At 69.5% G+C, this 15,313-nt stretch carries 11 protein-coding genes and 3 pseudogenes; 7 read left to right on the forward strand and 7 right to left on the reverse strand.

Annotation, left to right across the window (positions count from 1 at the left end; genetic code table 11):
• Window positions 1-706 precede the first annotated feature (706 nt).
• A complete protein-coding gene (locus ACFY1J_RS44550; RefSeq protein ID WP_390713187.1) occupies window positions 707-2,119 on the forward strand; it encodes a hypothetical protein in 1,413 nt (470 codons plus the stop codon).
• 86 nt (window positions 2,120-2,205) lie between these two features.
• On the opposite strand, the gene ACFY1J_RS44555 is transcribed toward ACFY1J_RS44550, so the two are convergent.
• Window positions 2,206-3,780 carry a Na+/H+ antiporter gene (locus ACFY1J_RS44555; protein WP_390733201.1) on the reverse strand — a complete coding sequence of 525 codons (1,575 nt, stop codon included), beginning with the start codon at window positions 3,778-3,780 and terminating at the stop codon, window positions 2,206-2,208.
• A gap of 119 nt (window positions 3,781-3,899) precedes the next feature.
• Here ACFY1J_RS44555 and ACFY1J_RS44560 point away from each other — a divergent pair.
• The 5 genes and pseudogenes from ACFY1J_RS44560 to ACFY1J_RS44580 form a co-directional block, all read left to right on the forward strand.
• Window positions 3,900-4,646 (forward strand): annotated as a pseudogene (locus ACFY1J_RS44560) (universal stress protein); the annotation flags it as partial.
• 59 nt (window positions 4,647-4,705) lie between these two features.
• On the forward strand, window positions 4,706-5,341 hold the full coding sequence (locus ACFY1J_RS44565) for a hypothetical protein (protein WP_390733202.1): 636 nt from the start codon (window positions 4,706-4,708) through the stop codon (window positions 5,339-5,341).
• Window positions 5,342-5,677: 336 nt separating this feature from the next.
• The gene (locus ACFY1J_RS44570) at window positions 5,678-7,279 is read left to right on the forward strand and encodes a hypothetical protein (protein ID WP_390713072.1); all 1,602 of its coding nucleotides are present in this window, start codon (window positions 5,678-5,680) and stop codon (window positions 7,277-7,279) included.
• A gap of 113 nt (window positions 7,280-7,392) precedes the next feature.
• On the forward strand, window positions 7,393-7,806 hold the full coding sequence (locus ACFY1J_RS44575; protein ID WP_390713071.1) for a hypothetical protein: 414 nt from the start codon (window positions 7,393-7,395) through the stop codon (window positions 7,804-7,806).
• A gap of 437 nt (window positions 7,807-8,243) precedes the next feature.
• Window positions 8,244-8,483 carry a hypothetical protein gene (locus ACFY1J_RS44580; protein WP_390713070.1) on the forward strand — a complete coding sequence of 80 codons (240 nt, stop codon included), beginning with the start codon at window positions 8,244-8,246 and terminating at the stop codon, window positions 8,481-8,483.
• 74 nt (window positions 8,484-8,557) lie between these two features.
• Here the strand turns inward: ACFY1J_RS44580 and ACFY1J_RS44585 are convergent, their stop codons facing one another.
• The 6 genes and pseudogenes from ACFY1J_RS44585 to ACFY1J_RS44610 all read right to left on the reverse strand — a co-directional run bounded on the left by ACFY1J_RS44585 (window position 8,558) and on the right by ACFY1J_RS44610 (window position 14,156).
• The gene (locus tag ACFY1J_RS44585) at window positions 8,558-11,230 is read right to left on the reverse strand and encodes a glycosyl hydrolase (protein WP_390713069.1); all 2,673 of its coding nucleotides are present in this window, start codon (window positions 11,228-11,230) and stop codon (window positions 8,558-8,560) included.
• Between the two features lie 146 nt (window positions 11,231-11,376).
• Window positions 11,377-12,015 carry an ATP-binding protein gene (locus ACFY1J_RS44590; protein ID WP_390713068.1) on the reverse strand — a complete coding sequence of 213 codons (639 nt, stop codon included), beginning with the start codon at window positions 12,013-12,015 and terminating at the stop codon, window positions 11,377-11,379.
• A 70-nt stretch (window positions 12,016-12,085) separates the two neighbouring features.
• Window positions 12,086-12,418: pseudogene (locus ACFY1J_RS44595) on the reverse strand (transposase); the annotation flags it as partial.
• A 253-nt stretch (window positions 12,419-12,671) separates the two neighbouring features.
• Window positions 12,672-13,028, reverse strand: a complete 357-nt coding sequence (locus tag ACFY1J_RS44600; protein ID WP_390713067.1) for a hypothetical protein — start codon at window positions 13,026-13,028, stop codon at window positions 12,672-12,674.
• Window positions 13,003-13,560 (reverse strand): hypothetical protein, encoded by a 558-nt coding sequence (locus tag ACFY1J_RS44605; RefSeq protein WP_390713066.1) that lies wholly within the window; start codon window positions 13,558-13,560, stop codon window positions 13,003-13,005. The genes ACFY1J_RS44600 and ACFY1J_RS44605 overlap by 26 nt, the downstream gene beginning before the upstream one ends.
• Before the next feature lie 392 nt (window positions 13,561-13,952).
• Window positions 13,953-14,156, reverse strand: coding sequence for a cold-shock protein (locus tag ACFY1J_RS44610; RefSeq protein ID WP_037622929.1), 204 nt, complete (start codon window positions 14,154-14,156; stop codon window positions 13,953-13,955).
• 275 nt (window positions 14,157-14,431) lie between these two features.
• Here ACFY1J_RS44610 and ACFY1J_RS44615 point away from each other — a divergent pair.
• Window positions 14,432-15,275: pseudogene (locus ACFY1J_RS44615) on the forward strand (IS5 family transposase).
• Window positions 15,276-15,313: the final 38 nt, after the last annotated feature.

Raw genomic sequence — 15,313 nt, forward strand, 5'->3', positions numbered from 1 at the left:
GGGCGGCGGGGGGGGCGGGGGGGGGGGGGCCGCGGGGGGGCCGCGCCCCCCCCCCCCCCCCGGGCGGCGGGGGGGGGGGGGGGGGGCCCGGGGGCGGCGGGGGGGGGGGGGGCGGCCCCCCCCCCCCCCCACGGGGGCGCACGGACGTCGGCGATGGGACGACGACAGACGTCGTGCGCGGGTGCCTGTCCATCGGACACGCACCGGACCGCCTTCGCGCCGCTGCGGAGTGGGGACTCCATCAGTCGTGAGGGGCCGCTGACGTCCGCGACCTCAACGGCGGCCGACAGCGAACCTAACCCGGTTCGCGGCTCCAACCCCCCTGAAGGGACGGGAATTTGCGGCACCCATACGGCCTGACGGCGGGCCGCGTCAAAGTGCCGTCAAACAACACTGCATTGCCATCAGGAACGCGTCAACGCAAGTCATCCGTGGCCGGATCCGATCGCAGACTGATCTGCAACGGGGGACGGGCGACCGTCCGTGGCGTGACGTTGGAGGGACCGTGACTTTCCCCAAGCTCTCGACTTCGCTCGAGCAGGGGATGCCCCAATCGGCCGGAACAGCGCAGGGTCCCAGGACCGAGGGGGGAACACCGCCACGGCAAACGACGGTCGACCCAGCGGGCGGCAGCCCCGGACCGCAAAGACGCGGGGGTTCACGGACGGGCGATCCGGGTCCGGGGCAGCGCCTGGGGCGACAGGTCGTGGCCGCGCGGGCCGCTCTGCGCCGGCGCTTCTGGGCCACGGTGCTCGCGCGGCTGCGCCTTCTGCGCGCGGCCACGCTCCTGCTCGCCGCCGCGGTTGCGGTGCTGCTGGTCGTTGCCGGGCTGGCCGCGAACGGCACCTGGGACGGCGTGGCCGACCGTGACGCGCCCCGCACCACCAGCGCCGCCGACCTCAACCTCGCCCTGAACGACATGGATGCCCAGGCGGCCAACATCCTGCTGTCCAGCGGAGACGCGGGGAAGGGCCGCCTGCAGACCCCGTACAACAAAGCAGTCGGCTTCTACGGCGACGCCCGCCGTGAGATCGGACACGACCTGCGCACCCTCGCCGTCGCGGCGCAGGGGGACCGGGGTGACGAGAAGACCGTCGAGCACCTGACCGATGACTTCGCCGAGTATCAGGAGCTGATCGGACGAGCCCTGGAGAACGACGGTCGCAGCGGTGGCCAGGCGTCCGCCCTGGTCGACTATCGCAGGGCGACGGACCTCCTGCAGGCCAAGCTACTGCCCGCCGCACGGCAGCTGGTCTCGGCCAACGACGACAACTTCGAGCATGAATACCGCTCGGCCGACACCACCCTGTCCGCCCAACTCGCCGCCGTTCTCGCCCTCGGCGTGCTGCTCCTCGCCCTGCTGGGCGTCCTCCAGTGGTACCTGACCCGCCGCTTTCACCGGATCCTCAACCCCGGCCTGCTGTGCGCCACCGTCGGCACCCTGCTCGCGGTGATCCTGGGCGCGCAGATGCTGAGCGCCACCTCCGCGCATCTGCGCGGCGCCCGCCGCGACGCCTTCGACTCCGTCGTCGCTCTCTCCCGCGCCCGCGCCATCGCCTACGACGCCAACGCCGACGAGAGCCGCTTCCTCCTCGACCCGCAGCGCCGCGACCAGTACGCACGCTCGTTCCTCGCCAAGTCGCAGAGGCTGTACGGCCTCGACGGCGCGACCCTGTCCACGTACGACTCGATGCTCGCCTCCACCTGGCGCCAGTACGAGGGCGACCACCACCTCCTGCGTTTCTCCGGGGAGTTCAGGCGTGAGCTGGACAACATCACCTTCCCCGGGGAACGCGCCGCGGCCGAGAAGACGGTGGACACGTACGCCGTCTACCAGCGCGACGACCGCAGGATCCGGGCGCTGCTGGCGGCTGGGAAGGAGCGGGAGGCGGTGGAGTTCTGCATGGACTGGAAGCCGGGCACCTCCAACGCCCACTTCGGCGCGTGGATGGCCGCCCTGGACAAGCTGACGGACATCAACCGCGCCCACTTCACGTCCTCGGTGCAGGGCGGCCGTTCGGTGGTGAGCGGCCTGCTGCCCTGGGCGGGAGGGCTGCTGCTCGCGGCGATGCTCCTCACCACGCTGGGACTGCGGCCGAGGCTGGCGGAGTTCCGCTGAGCGGTCCTGGTCGGCCGAGCGGCCCGATCACGAGTACGGCCGTCGGGAGCAGCCAGATCCAGTGAACCTGCACGGCCACGATCCTGTCAGGCGTCCGCAAGGCGAGCCTCTTCCAGGTCCAGGGACCGCTGGAGCCGTCGCCGGGTGGTGTCGCTGATGCGGTGTGTGTCGTACAGGCGCTGCAATTCCGCCGTTTCCACTGCGATCAGGTCGCGGCGCAGCTGGCGATAGACGAGGCCGGCGGATTCGGTGGCGGCGGCGGTGCCGTTGCTTTCGGTGAGGCGGTCGCGGGCGTCGTCGAGGCGCGCGCTCAGGGCGCGACGGAGCCGGTCGAGGACGATGTCCGGTGCGGTTTCCAGCTCGGCCAGCTCCTCCAGGCGGGCAAGCCCGGCGTGAGCGAGGTGGCTGCGGGCCTCGGCTTCCTCGCGTTCGGTGTGGGCGGGCTCCAGGGCGATGCCGGAGGCGCGGACGACTGGGGAGAGGGTGAAGCCCTGGACGACGAGGGTGACCACAACGACCGAGGTGGTCAGGACCAGGACCAGGGGGCGGTCCGCCAGCGCGGTGCCGCTCTTGGTGACCTCGGGGATGGACAGCGCGGCGGCCAGCGGCATCACCCCGCGGGTGCCCGCCCAGGTCAGCACCACCGGCAGCCGCCAGTTCATCCGGCCGATCCCGCCCTTGCGCTGTACGACTGCCGACAGCGGCGCGAGCCACAGCAGACGTACCGCGATGAGCGTGGCGGCGATGGCGAGGGCGTACAGCGGCCAGGCACGGTCGCCGTCGGCCAGGGCCCGCACCTCCGCGGGAAGCGCCAGCCCTATGAGCGAGAAGACCACGCTCTCCAGCAGGAACACCACCGTGCCGTACACGGCGTGCAGCTGGAGGCGGATGCGGGCGTTGGTGAGCCGATCCCCGCGCCCGCCCAGGACGACACCGGCCACCACGCACGACGTCACCCCGGAGGTGTGCGCGGCCTCTGCCAGCAGGTATGCGGCGTAGGGGGTGACCAGGGCGATCACCGTCTCCAGGACCGGCTCCTCGGTACGGCGCCGGATCAGCGCCACGACCCCGGCCACGGCGGCACCGATCACTGTGCCGCCCCCGGCGAGCAGGAGAAACTGGCCGCCCGCCGCACCCCAGTTCGCCGCCGCCGACGCGATGGCGATGCCCGCCGCGACCCGGACCAGCACCAGGGAGGTTGCGTCGTTGAACAGGCTCTCCGCCTGGACGAGCACCTGCACCTTCGGTGGCAGGGCGAGCCTGCGGCCGAGCGCGGTCACCGCCACCGGGTCGGTACTGGCCAGCACCGCACCCAGCACGAACGCCATCTGCCAGGACAGGGGTGTGACCGTGGCCGCCACCGCGCCGACGGCCGCGGCGGAGGCGAGGACCAGGCCTATGGCGAGGATCCCGACCGGTTTCCACACCGCCCGCAGCTCCCGCCAGGGCATCTCCTCTGCGCTCGCGTACAGCAGCGGCGGCAGCACCACCAGCCCGATGATCTGCGGGCTGATCTCGATCTGCGGGGTGCCCGGCAGAAGGGCCACGGCGAGACCGGCGACGACCAGCAGGGAGGGTGCGGGTATGCGCCAGCGGCGCGCGAAGGTCGCCACCACGGTGGCCAGAATGACCAATCCGAGTACCGTACCGACGCTGCGCATGCCGTCCCCCTGGAGCTACAAGGAGAGCCGCCTTGGCTCCCCTGCCGACCAGACTTCCCGGCACACCGCTTTCACCCTATCGGCCCAGCTCACGTCAAGGCAGTGACAAGGTCCCCGGCAAGCGGTGGCAGGACATCGAGGAACTCCTCGCCGCCGGCATCGACGTGATCACGGCGTTGAACATCCGGCACCTGGAATCCCTCAACGACGTGGTCGAGAAGATCACCAGGGTGCCGCAGCACGAGACGGTACCCGACGACGTCGTCCGCCGTGCCCACCAGGTCGAGCTGGTGGACATGCCGCCCGAGGGCCTGCGCCGCCGCATGGCGCACGGCAACATCTACGCCCCCGAGAAGATCGACGCGGCCCTCACCAACTACTTCCGGCCCGGCGATCTGACCGCCCTGCGTCAGATGGCACTGCTGTGGGTGGCGGACCGGGTCGACGAGGCGCTCCAGGAGTACCGCTCGCAGCACGGCATCGGCGGGGTGTGGGAGACCCGTGAGCGGGTGGTCGTCGCGCTGACCGGCGGCCCGGAGGGCGACACGCTGGTCCGGCGGGCCGCCCGGATTGCCGCCCGATCGGCCGGCGGCGATCTCCTCGCCGTGCACGTGGCCCGCAGCGACGGCCTGGCCGGCGGTGTCTCGGCCGCCTCCCTCGCCAGGCAGCGCAGGCTCGTCGAGGACCTCGGCGGCAGCTACCACTCGGTGGTCGGCGACGCCGTGGCCACCGCCCTGGTGGAGTTCGCCCGCGCTGAGAACGCCACCCAGCTGGTCCTCGGCACCAGCAGGCGCGGTCGGCTGGCGCGGTTCCTGAGCGGGCCGGGCACCGGGGAGACCGTGACCGAGTTGTCTGGCGACATCGACGCAACGGCGGCTCCAGCTGGTCCTCCAGCACGCTGATCGCCAACGTCTCCAGTCACGGCGTGGCCGGGAACCTGCGCGACGGTGAGGGACTGCCGTCCGCCGAGACCGACGGATCCGGGAAGATCCACGTCGCCTGGCAGGACTGCCGCTTCCGCTCCGGCTGCCCGGCCAACGACATCGTCTACGCCACATCGACCAACGGCACCAGCTGGTCGTCGGTGACCCGCGTCCCGATCGACGCCACCACCAGCGGCGTCGACCACTTCATCCCCGGCATCGGCATCGATCCCGCCACCTCCGCCAGCACCGCGAAGATCGGCCTCTACTACTTCTACCCGACGGCCAACTGCACCGCCTCCAGTTGCCGACTGGAGGTCGGCTACATCTCCTCCGCCAACGGCGGCAGTACCTGGAGCACGCCGACCACCGTCGCCGGACCCATGTCCCTCTCCCAGATCGCCGACTCCACCCAGGGCCGTATGGTCGGCGACTACCTGTCCACTTCCGTCATCGGCGGCAGGGCGGTATCCGTATTCGCCGTGGGCAAGACCCCGACCAACGGGCAAGCCTTCGACGAGGCTCTCTACACCGCAGGCCCGCTCACCGTCACCGGCGGCAGCACACCCTCCAGCACCCGCGGTGGGGCCACCGTCCCCTCACCGCACATCACCAAGCCCCTGCCGATCCGGCACTGATCGCTCCACGGTCCACTCCGAGGTGCGTTCCGGGTCCGCCGGAGCGCAGCGCACCTCGTCCGCGTGTGTGGAGAGAGTTTGGCTGTGATGCGCTGTTGCGGACCCCGAGCCGCCGTGACTGCCGCCGCCCTTCGGGCCTGGTGATGCTCCAGTTCCCTTTCTCAGCAAGGGAATTCGGACCTATTTCGATTCTCCTCCTGAGCCTCTTGGTGGGGTGGGTCACGGATCGCTAGGTTCGCTGCCGTGCGGCGGCAGTGCTCTGCCCAGCACGTGTGGGGGGAGTGGCGATCGATGTCGTCGTGCATCCATTCGCCCGTCATCAAGGGGGATTTCCGCATGTCCGGTGCCATCCGCATGCCGCTGGCCGGGGCCAAACGGCGAAGACTGTCCGTCTGGGCGGTCGTGCTCCTGATCCTGTCGTTCGGGCTGGCCGGCATCGAGTCCACGCCCGCATCCGCCGCCCCGCACGGCGACGGCAACGCCGCCCGGGCGGCGACCGGCGGCGGTGCTCGGGTGACGGCTGCCGTCACCGACAAGCCGCGCCAGTACACGGCCGAGCAGCTCGCCCAGCTCAACGCACGGCTGTACGACGAGGACACCATGGACAAGGGCAAGGCGGGGCCCAAGCCCCGGCACGCCCCTCTCGGTGCCGCGGTCGCCCAGCCGTCCTCGGTGCGGTCCTTCGCCAGCGTGGTGCGGGACAGCGCCATACCGACGTCCGGGATATCGGGCGGCGCCTCGTACCTGTCCTCGACGCAGGAGCCGAGCACCGACGCCAACGGTTCCAATATCTTCCAGACCGGCAACTGGTACGCCACCCGCTCCACCGACAACGGCGCGACCTGGTCCTACCTCGACCCCTACTCGCTGTTCGGGACAGGGTTCTGCTGCGACCAGGTGACCCAGTACGACCCGGCGACCGGCCGGCAGTTCTGGCTGCTGCAGTTCAGCGACCATCTGGTGATCGCCAACGCCTCGGCGTCCGGCTCGGGCGCGTACACCGGCTGGTGCTACTGGAACATCACCCCGAGCTGGATGGGTCTGGCGAACACCACGGCGCTGGACTTCAACGACATGTCAATCAGCAACAGCAACGTCAACATCTCCACCAACTTCTTCCCGAGCAGCGGGGGAAGCGGTGCCGGGTTGCTACGACTACCGAAGAGCCCGATGAGCACGTGCAGCGGGTTCAACTACAACTACCTGACCCGCACGGACAACCTCACCTTCAAGCTGGTGCCCGGGTCGACCGACACCCTGTACTGGGGCAGTAACTGGGGTCAGACGAACGGCAGTTCCTTCCGCGTGTTCGCGTGGCCGGAGAACTCCGGGAACTACTCCTGGTGGGACCGCACCGTCCCCTCGTACGGCTTCTACACCCGCAACAGCGGACAGAACTGCGCCAGCACCGACGGCGTGGTGACCAACTGGTGCCAGTACGCCGACTCCCGCGTCCTCGGCGCCTACCGGGCCGGCGGGCTGATCGGCTTCTCCTTCAACGCGAAGCAGGACGGCAGCCACCCGTTCCCCTACACCCGGTTCGTCTGGTTCAACGAATCCGACAAGAACCTCAACGGCTCCGGCGACCTGTGGGGCAGCTGGGGCGCCATCCAGTTCGCCTCGCTCGCACCCAACTCGCTCGGCCGGGTGGGCCTGGAATTCGCCTGGGGCGGCGGCACCGGCGGTGCCCACTACTACCCCGGCAGCGGAATCAACTCCCAGCCCTCCAACGCCATCGACACCAACCCCAACTACTACCTGTGGGGCGCCGGCAACACCTGCACCTACGCCGGCCTGCCCCGCTGGGGCGACTACCTCACCGTGCGCACCTACAAGGCCGACCCGACCCGCTGGGTCGCCGCCGGCTATGCGATGAAGGGCGGAAACTGCGGCGCCACCGGGGCCTACCCCGAGCCGCACAACGTTCTGTTCTCCTAGCATCACCCGCACCCGCAGCAGGCAACCCGGGGGCCGGGCGGGAAACCGCTTCGCCCGGTCCCCGGGCCATGCCCACAGAGGAACCAACCAGCGCCATGGGAAGTCCAACCCGTATGAAGAGTCCCCTTCGCACCGCGCCCGCCGTTCTGGCGCTGGCCGCCGCGCTCTCGGCCGCCGGATGCGGGGACTCTCACGGAGCCGGATCGTCGACCCCGTCCGATTCCGGGATCAAGGGCCGCACGATGGTCGACGGCGGCTGCCCGATGGTCCGCGAGCACAGCCCGTGTCCCGACCGGCCCCTGCGCGCCCGGCTGACCATCACCGGCGGCAGTCCGGAGCGGACGGTCGCCGAGACCACCAGCGATGCCGAGGGCCGCTTCCGCATCTCGCTGTCGCCAGGCACCTACACCATCCGCCCCGCCAACCTCACCGGCGCCGTCGCCCCGATCGCCCAACCCGTGTCAGTCACCGTCACGAGCGGGCGGTTCACCACGATCGTCATCTCCTTCGACTCGGGCATTCGCTGAGGCTCTCCGCTTGTCCTCGGGGGCTGCGGGAACCGAACTGGGGCCGAGAACGTCGCAGGGACGTCCGGTGGCACAAGGGAGTGGTCATGATGACGGAGGACTGCAGACGGGGCCGAGGATCCTGGCCCTTGTTCGCGGCCGCCCTGGTTGCCCTCTCCTGTCTCCTGACCGCCTGCGGAGGCAGTGGCGGCTCGGAGGCGGACTCGGCACCGCCGCGTCCTTCCACGATCCCACCCACCTCCACCCCCTCGGAGGGCGGCCCCAGCACGCCGGGAACCCCCACCTCACCCTCCGCAACAAGGTCGGCAACGCCACCGTCGTCTCCGTCGACACGAGCCCCATCCCGTCATGGGACAGCCTCCGCGTCCCCGGGATGCGTCGCAGGCTCCGCCACCGTCGCCCACGGCCCCGGCGACGCGTCCGTCCATACCCTGTGTGTGCGATCCGGTACGACGGTGAACGTGATCCTGGAGCCCCGGGACCAGGGTCCCTGGCCGCAGCCGCGCAGCAGCAATCCGATGCTGGCGCTGGTGACCTCGTCCGCCACGGACAGCAAGGGCGTCACCCGGGTCATGGTGCGGGCCGCGCGGACCGGCTCGGTGACCGTCACCTGGGGTCCGCAGAGCGCGCCCCTGTTTACGCTCCGGCTGAGTGTGGCGGCGTATCCGGTGCAGTGAGCCGAAACGCGCGGCGGCCGGTGCGCCCCCGAGCTGAGTGCGCACCGGCCGCCGTAGGACGGGCTCCGGCGTGATCAGTCCTTACGGCCCTTGAGGCGCCGTACGTCGAAGGACCACAGGCCGCGGCCGTGCGTGGCGGCGTACAGCTTGCCGTCGGGGCCGAGGCGGAGCTGCATCACAGCCGTGGTGGGCAGGTTGTGCCCCAGGACCAGCCACGTCTTGGCGCCGGCGGGTCGGTAGAAGGTGGCCAGGTCGGTGCCGAGGGCGAGGCCGCCGTTCGGGAGGAGCTTGACCGTGTCGGCGGGGACGTCGGGCAGGTTGGCCGAGATGTCCGTCCAGCTCGCGCCGCCGTCCTTGGACTCGAAGACGTGGCCGACGCCCGCGCCCGGGCCCTCGGTGAACCGGCGGGAGAAGCCGTTGACCGCCACGTACACGTGCTGGGCGTCGGCCGGGTCGATCTCGAAGCCGGAGATGTAGCGGTTCGGGATGGTGCCGTCGACCGGGAGGTTCAGCTGGTGCCAGCCGGTGCCATCAGCGTTGCCGACCGCGATGCCCCGGGTGAAGCCCTGGTTGTTGCAGGGGCCGCACCAGCCGACGTACACCGTGCCGCCGGAGGATGCCACGGCAGTGGCCACGTGGCCCTCGCCGAGGTCGTAGGCGTTCGTCCACTCCTTGCCGGAGCGGATCGCGAAGCCCTTGGTCTGCACCCACACGTGCCGGCCGCCGGCTATCCAGGTGTTGGTGTCCTTGGCGTCGGCGGCGATCGGCGCGATGAAGCGGGCGCCCGCGCCGCCCTGGTCCTTGTCCGGCGGGGCGACCTCGTACTCGGTGGCCTTGGAGGGGTCAGTGCTCCAGGAGCCGTCGTTGACGCCGCAGTTCTGGGTGACCCACATGTCGAGGTAGACGTACTCGGCGGCGATGTTGCAGCCGTTGGCGGGGTCGGCGATGGTGTCGCCGCCGTCGCCGCCGAAGTTGGAGCCCATGGCCTTGTCGTGACCACGCAAAATCGACTGTCCGTTGTCCTGCAGGCCGCCGGTCACCGAGACGCCACCCCGGTCGAGGTCCTTGCCGACACCGACGGAATAGTACTGCAGGGTGTCGAGGGTGCCGTCGTTGAGGGACTGCCAGTCCTTGGCGTGACCGCCGGAGTCGACCGTGCCGTTCAGCGGGCGGCGGTAGATGCCGCCGTCGTTGCCGACGTACGCCCAGCTCTTGCCCTTGTAGCTGCCGATCGCGACCGCGTGCTGGTCGGAGTGCGTGGTGGGCGAGCAGTCGCCGGTCTGCTTGGCCGGGTCGATGCTCCAGCAGGGGAAGGGGAAGTTCCAGTAGGGGCCCGGGGTCGTCCAGGACGAGCCGCCGTTCTTGGTCTCGAAGACCTCTTCCAGGCCGAGGTAGACGTGGTCGGCGTTGGCGGGGTCGACCTGGAGGAACTGGTTGTACCAGGACTGGATGCCGGGCTGGTAGCCGTCGCCCTGGAGCGCGGAGCCGGACTCCTTCAGCTTGGTGTAGTCGGCGATCAGCGTCCACGGGCCGAACGGCGAGCCGCTCTTCGACACGTACACGCCCTTGAGCCCGCTGTCCGGGTTGGCGGCCATCTGGGCCGGCGACTGGTCGATGGCGTACAGGCGCGAGCCGTCGGCCGCAGCCGCGAACGTCATGTTGCCGACGTCCGTACTGCTGGTGGGCAGGTCACCGAGTCCGCCGGCCGGCTTCCAGCTGCCGTCGTCCTGCTTGGCGTACAGGCCGTTGTACGTGTCGCCGCCGCGCCAGCCGACCGCGAGCAGGACCTTGTCCGGGTCCTTCGGGTCGACGGCGATGTCGTTGGCGATGTTCTTGTACGGCGCACTCGGGTCGTCCGCCTTCGAACCGCCCGGCAGATAGTCCGGGTTGGGGGCGAACTCGTGCTTCCACGGCCCCGACAGGGTCGTCGTGGAGTGCGACCACACGCCGGTGCTGGTCGCCGCCCACACCTTGGTGCCGGCGAAGCGCAGCGCGTGGATGACGGTGGATTCCAGTTCGGCACCGCCCACCCGGCCGCCCGGCTGGAATCGGCCGTGACGCGGGTCCTTCAGGACGTACACGCCCGTACCGACGAAGGATGTCGCCCCGGTATTGGACTCGCCGGTGGCATACCAGAGCCGGTTCTTGCCGTCCAGGGCGAGGGTGCCCGTCGACAGGGAAGGCAGCTTGTCAGCGATCGGCTTCCAGTGCCCGCCGCCGGTCGTGGACCGGAAGACACCGCCGTTGGCGCCGCCCGCGTACACATAGCCGCGGTCGTCGGCCGCGATGCCGGTGATGCGTCCGGTGACCTTGCCCGAGCCGCCGCTGGAGTTGGAGTTCTGGTCGCGGTAACGGGGGTCGTCGGAGTCGTACGGCCTCTTTGTGACGTGGTCCCAGCTGCCGGGCGTGTGCCGCATCGACTGCAGCTGCTGCCAGGCGGCCCCGTAGGCGCCGGGGGCGACCACACCGGGCGCGGTGCGCGCCTCGGTGAACTGTGCCGTGGCCTCCGCCGAGTTCTCCGCCTCGTCGGCCCCGTCGTCATCGCCCTCTGCGGCGAACGCGGACATTCCGTGGCCCGCGTGGACCGCCTTGATGTGATGGCGGCCGATGGCGGCCTGGTGGCGCGCCTGCCAGGGCCGCGGTCTGGTGTCAGTCGACGCTGCGAACGACTGGGTGCTTACCAGTCCGAACGCGGCGGCCACGACGGTGCAGGTTATGAACCGCCGCTGGTGCTTTGGGGGCAACATGCCCTCTCCTCCCTGCGCCGGGCGTATGGGGGTGCCCCGACGCAGAGGGGATCTTGGCGTGCCCACAACAGTCCCACAAAGGGCCCACAGGAAAAAATGGCAGGGTGTTTACCTTGTGGCCCACAAGGACCCGAACTTCCTTCGAATCACAGCTGTTTCGGGCCATAGACCCTGACGTGGGCCACGTGTACCAAGCCGGTCAGGACTTGGGCAGCGACCAGAGGAGCCTCTCCGGGTGCCGCAGGGCGGGCAGGGCGGCGGCGAGTACGAGCGCGGCAATGCCGGAGACCAGGAGGGGGACCTGGCCGTCGGAGCCCCAGGCAAGGTGGTGCAAGCATCTGCTCCGTCCAGATCGTCTTGCCGTCCGCCGAGTAGCGCGCCCCCCACGCCTGGGCCAGCTGCGCGACGATGAACAGGCCGCGTCCGCCCTCGTCGGTGGTACGGGCGTGACGCAGGCGTGGTGCCGTAGCGGCGGAGTCACTGACCTCGCAGGTCAGTGACTGATCCAGGATCAGGCGCAGCTCCAGTGGGGGGCTGCCGTAGCGGACGGCGTTGGTGACCAGTTCGCTGACGATCAGTTCGGCGTTGAACGCGGGCTCCTCCTCTACCTTCCAGGCGGCGAGCTGACCACTGACGCATTGCCGGGCCGTGGCGGCGGCGGTGGGCTCGTGGTCGAGGTGCCATGTGGCGACGCGGTCGGCGGGGAAGGGGCGTGTGCGGGCCAGCAGGAGGACGGGGTCGTTCGTCTCCGGATCGGCCGCGAGGCTGTATTCGGGTCGTCGCACAGATCCTGCAGCGGGCGGTCCGTGTAGTCCGGTGCCGCGCGCAGGAGGCGATGGAGGAGCCCAGGCGCTTGACGATCTGCGGCTCGAAGCTGCGCTCCCGGTCCCGGGGCACCTCTATCCGCACCGGGCCGACATCGGTCAGCACGGTCTTGGACCGCACACCGTTACGGCTGTTGCCGCTGCCGGAACCGGCCTGGTCATGCTTCTCGTAGCCGAGGTGGTCAGTGATCTCGCCTTCGAGGGCGGACTCCAGCACGCGTTTGGTCAGCTGCTGCAGCAGCCCGCCCTCGCCGGTCAGCTGCAGCCCGCTCGCGCGGGCCCGGTCGACCAACCTCCCGATCAACTGCTCGTCCAGCACGTCCGCCGGCAACTCGACCGGCCGGACCTCTTCAACCGCCTCGATAGAGACAGTCACGTCGCTCTTCAGGTGCTACTTCCATGATCGGGAGTTACACCGAAGACCGTACAGACCCTGCGGGAGCGGCCATCGTGACGGGCTCTTGGCTTTTCCCCGGCATGAAGGCGGGCCAGCCACGCATCGAAGCCCCCTCCTCGCACAGGCTCTCGGTATCACCCCGAGCACAGCAGTCCGCTGGTGGGATGTCGCCGGACGTACCTACAGCGGCTACGTCGCCCGCGTGGTGGAGAGCGATACGTCAGGGCTGTGAAGCGGGGCCCTCCCCCTCGGAGAGGAACTTGTCGAGCAACTCGAAGAGCACCTTGAGGACGTGCACTTCCTGCTCGGGTGTGAGATCCCACCCGCCCTGCCAGTCCGGGAGGGCGATCTGCCGAATCTGGGCTTCCCAAACGAGGTTGCCACTGACCTGGTGGTTCGCCATCAGCCACTCGCGCCACCCGTCCAGGCCTGGCCCGCCATGCCGACGGGCAGCTTGGTCATAGCCCACCATGAAGGCGGTTGCTCCGCTGAGCGTCGTGCGGCCGATGAACATGCCGGTCCGCTTGGCAAACTGGGCGAAGTACTCGCGCTCACTCATCTCTATCAGATTCGTCACTCCGGAATTCTGCCGCCTCGGCTGTCGACTGCGGGCGCCGGTCACAGCTCGCCGTTGATCCGTTGAGCCAGCCCTTCGAGGAACTCTTGAAGGCTTGCGGCAGCAAGGTCGAACTGATCGAACCAGGAGGCGGTGGTGGACATCCAGACCCGCCCGGAGCCAGCAGCGCGAACAGATGGCCGCCGCCGTCGCTGGCGAACACCAGGGCAGGCTCTTCCCCGTCGATCTGGATGGACCCGTACTCGCGGAAGTGGCTTGCGACCGTTGAGGACGGATGGATGAAGTAGCCGATTTCCACATTGGGCAGGGAGACCTCGTCGATCACCCAGTACATCGTGGTCAGATCCGAGGATATCGGCGTCAGTTCCACGAGCGCGTCCGTCGCTTGGTGGCTCTCCTCGGTTGCAAGCGCGACCACGTTCCTGCCAGGCGGGAAGCCGGGCCGCACCCGGAACGACTGCATCAGTTTGATGAATGACCGCACCCGCCTGCTCGCACCAAACCCGGACCCACTCGGCATCAAGCCGTTCATCAGCCACGACCGACCTCTTCAGCCCCAGGGGACTCACCTTCCGCGAGCTCGGAAGAACATACAGGAGCGTTCACGCAACGCCGCCAGAGCCACAGGAATGGTTCATTCCCGACCGAGGAACCCCCGGACAGTTCCACATCCGCCGGACCTGAGCCACAGGACGGGCGGCGGGGTCAACAATAGGAAGGACCCCGTGGAGACGAAGCTGCACACCGCGGTCTGCTCCGGCAAGGTCGCCCTCGCGGCCGCGCAGCGTGCCATTGTCACCGGCTGGACCGCTGCCCTGAGCAGCCTCGGACTCGGCTGAACCCAGTCGGCTGCTGTGCCGCGATGCACGGTGCCGTTGGTGCGGCGAGCGCTTGGGGGCACCGTGCATCGTCTTTGGCATCCGGTCAGGCGGGGGTGATGTTCTCCGCCTGCGGGCCCTTCTGGCCCTGGGTGATGTCGAAGGTGACGGCCTGGCCTTCCTGGAGTTCACGGAAACCGGTGGCGTTGATGTTGGAGTAGTGCGCGAAGACGTCGGGGCCGCCTCCGTCCTGCGCGATGAAGCCGAAGCCCTTTTCGGCGTTGAACCACTTGACGGTGCCGCTGGCCATGTTGGTGCCTTCCATTCGATGGCGGGTCCGCACCGCGCGGACCCGGAGGTGGTCGTCCTGGTCCTCGGGCACTGCACAGCAAAACGCCCGCGCCACAGCGCGGGCAGGTACTGCGAACCACGACATCTGCCAGCGACGTTACACTGCGACTCCGCTCCGTCACCAGTGAGTAAGAGGGCGCGCAGATAGGCGCGGTGGTGGTATCCCGAGAGCAGAACAGGAGCAGGTCTTGGCGATCATGGAGTTGCGAGGCTCTGTGATCACCGGGGAGACCTGTGCCCGTACTTCCGTCATGGCTGACTGAACCACTCTGGGGTCAATTCGCCGCCCTGCTGCCCGAGCGACTGACCTGCGCGGCGACTCATCCGCTGGGCTGCCACCGTCCACGCATCACCGACCGGGTCGTCTTCGACAAGAGGCTGCAGCTCCTGCGATTCGGCTGCTCCTACCAGGCGAATCGCCGACACGATCTGCTCGGCCACCACGATCCGCAACCGCCGCGACGAGTGGATCCGGCTCGGCGTCTTCGCCAAACTCAAGCAGATCGCACTGGAGTCCTACGACCGGACCGTCGGCCTCGTACTCGACCAGATCGCCGTCGACGGCTCTATCACCAAAGCCCCCGGCGGCGGCGAGGCCGCAGGACGGTCGCCGGTCGATCGCGGTAAACAGGGCCTGAAGCGCTCGGGCATGACGGACGGCTATGGAATCCCGCTGGGTCGCGTGCTGGCCGGAGCGAACCGTCACGTCTCCCCGCTGCTCGCCCCGACCCTGGACCGCCTGGACGATCTGGGACCGCTGCCCGACGACATCACCGTGCACCTGGACGCCGGCTACGACTCGGACAAGACCCGCGCCCTGCTCGACGAACGTGGCCTGCTCGGCCGCATCGCGCGCAAGGGCGAGAAGGCGCCGGTCCAGGCAAGCCAGAGGTGGCACGTCGAACGCACCCACGTCTGGCGGAACGCCTTCTACCGCCTCGCCCGCTGCTACGAGCGCCGCGCCACCGTCATCGATGCGTTCTTCGACCTCACCGACACCATCATCACGGTACGTAGCCTGATCCGTCGGGCATGGGCGACCCACCTATGGGACGAACGCCCGAACAGCCGCCCGTGACCAGACGTCAACTCTTGGGCGAAACCGACCATCGGCCC

The sequence above is a fragment of the Streptomyces sp. NPDC001406 genome (assembly GCF_042895285.1).
GTDB lineage: Bacteria > Actinomycetota > Actinomycetes > Streptomycetales > Streptomycetaceae > Streptomyces.

Bases quoted from the DNA above. Each gene is read 5' to 3' on its own strand.
- ACFY1J_RS44610 (WP_037622929.1), bottom strand. From the start codon at position 14,156: ATGGCCAGCGGCACCGTCAAGTGGTTCAACGCCGAAAAGGGCTTCGGC.
- ACFY1J_RS44575 (WP_390713071.1), top strand. From the start codon at position 7,393: ATGAAGAGTCCCCTTCGCACCGCGCCCGCCGTTCTGGCGCTGGCCGCC.
- ACFY1J_RS44605 (WP_390713066.1), bottom strand. From the start codon at position 13,560: ATGAACGGCTTGATGCCGAGTGGGTCCGGGTTTGGTGCGAGCAGGCGG.
- ACFY1J_RS44570 (WP_390713072.1), top strand. From the start codon at position 5,678: ATGTCCGGTGCCATCCGCATGCCGCTGGCCGGGGCCAAACGGCGAAGA.
- ACFY1J_RS44585 (WP_390713069.1), bottom strand. From the start codon at position 11,230: ATGTTGCCCCCAAAGCACCAGCGGCGGTTCATAACCTGCACCGTCGTG.
- ACFY1J_RS44555 (WP_390733201.1), bottom strand. From the start codon at position 3,780: ATGCGCAGCGTCGGTACGGTACTCGGATTGGTCATTCTGGCCACCGTG.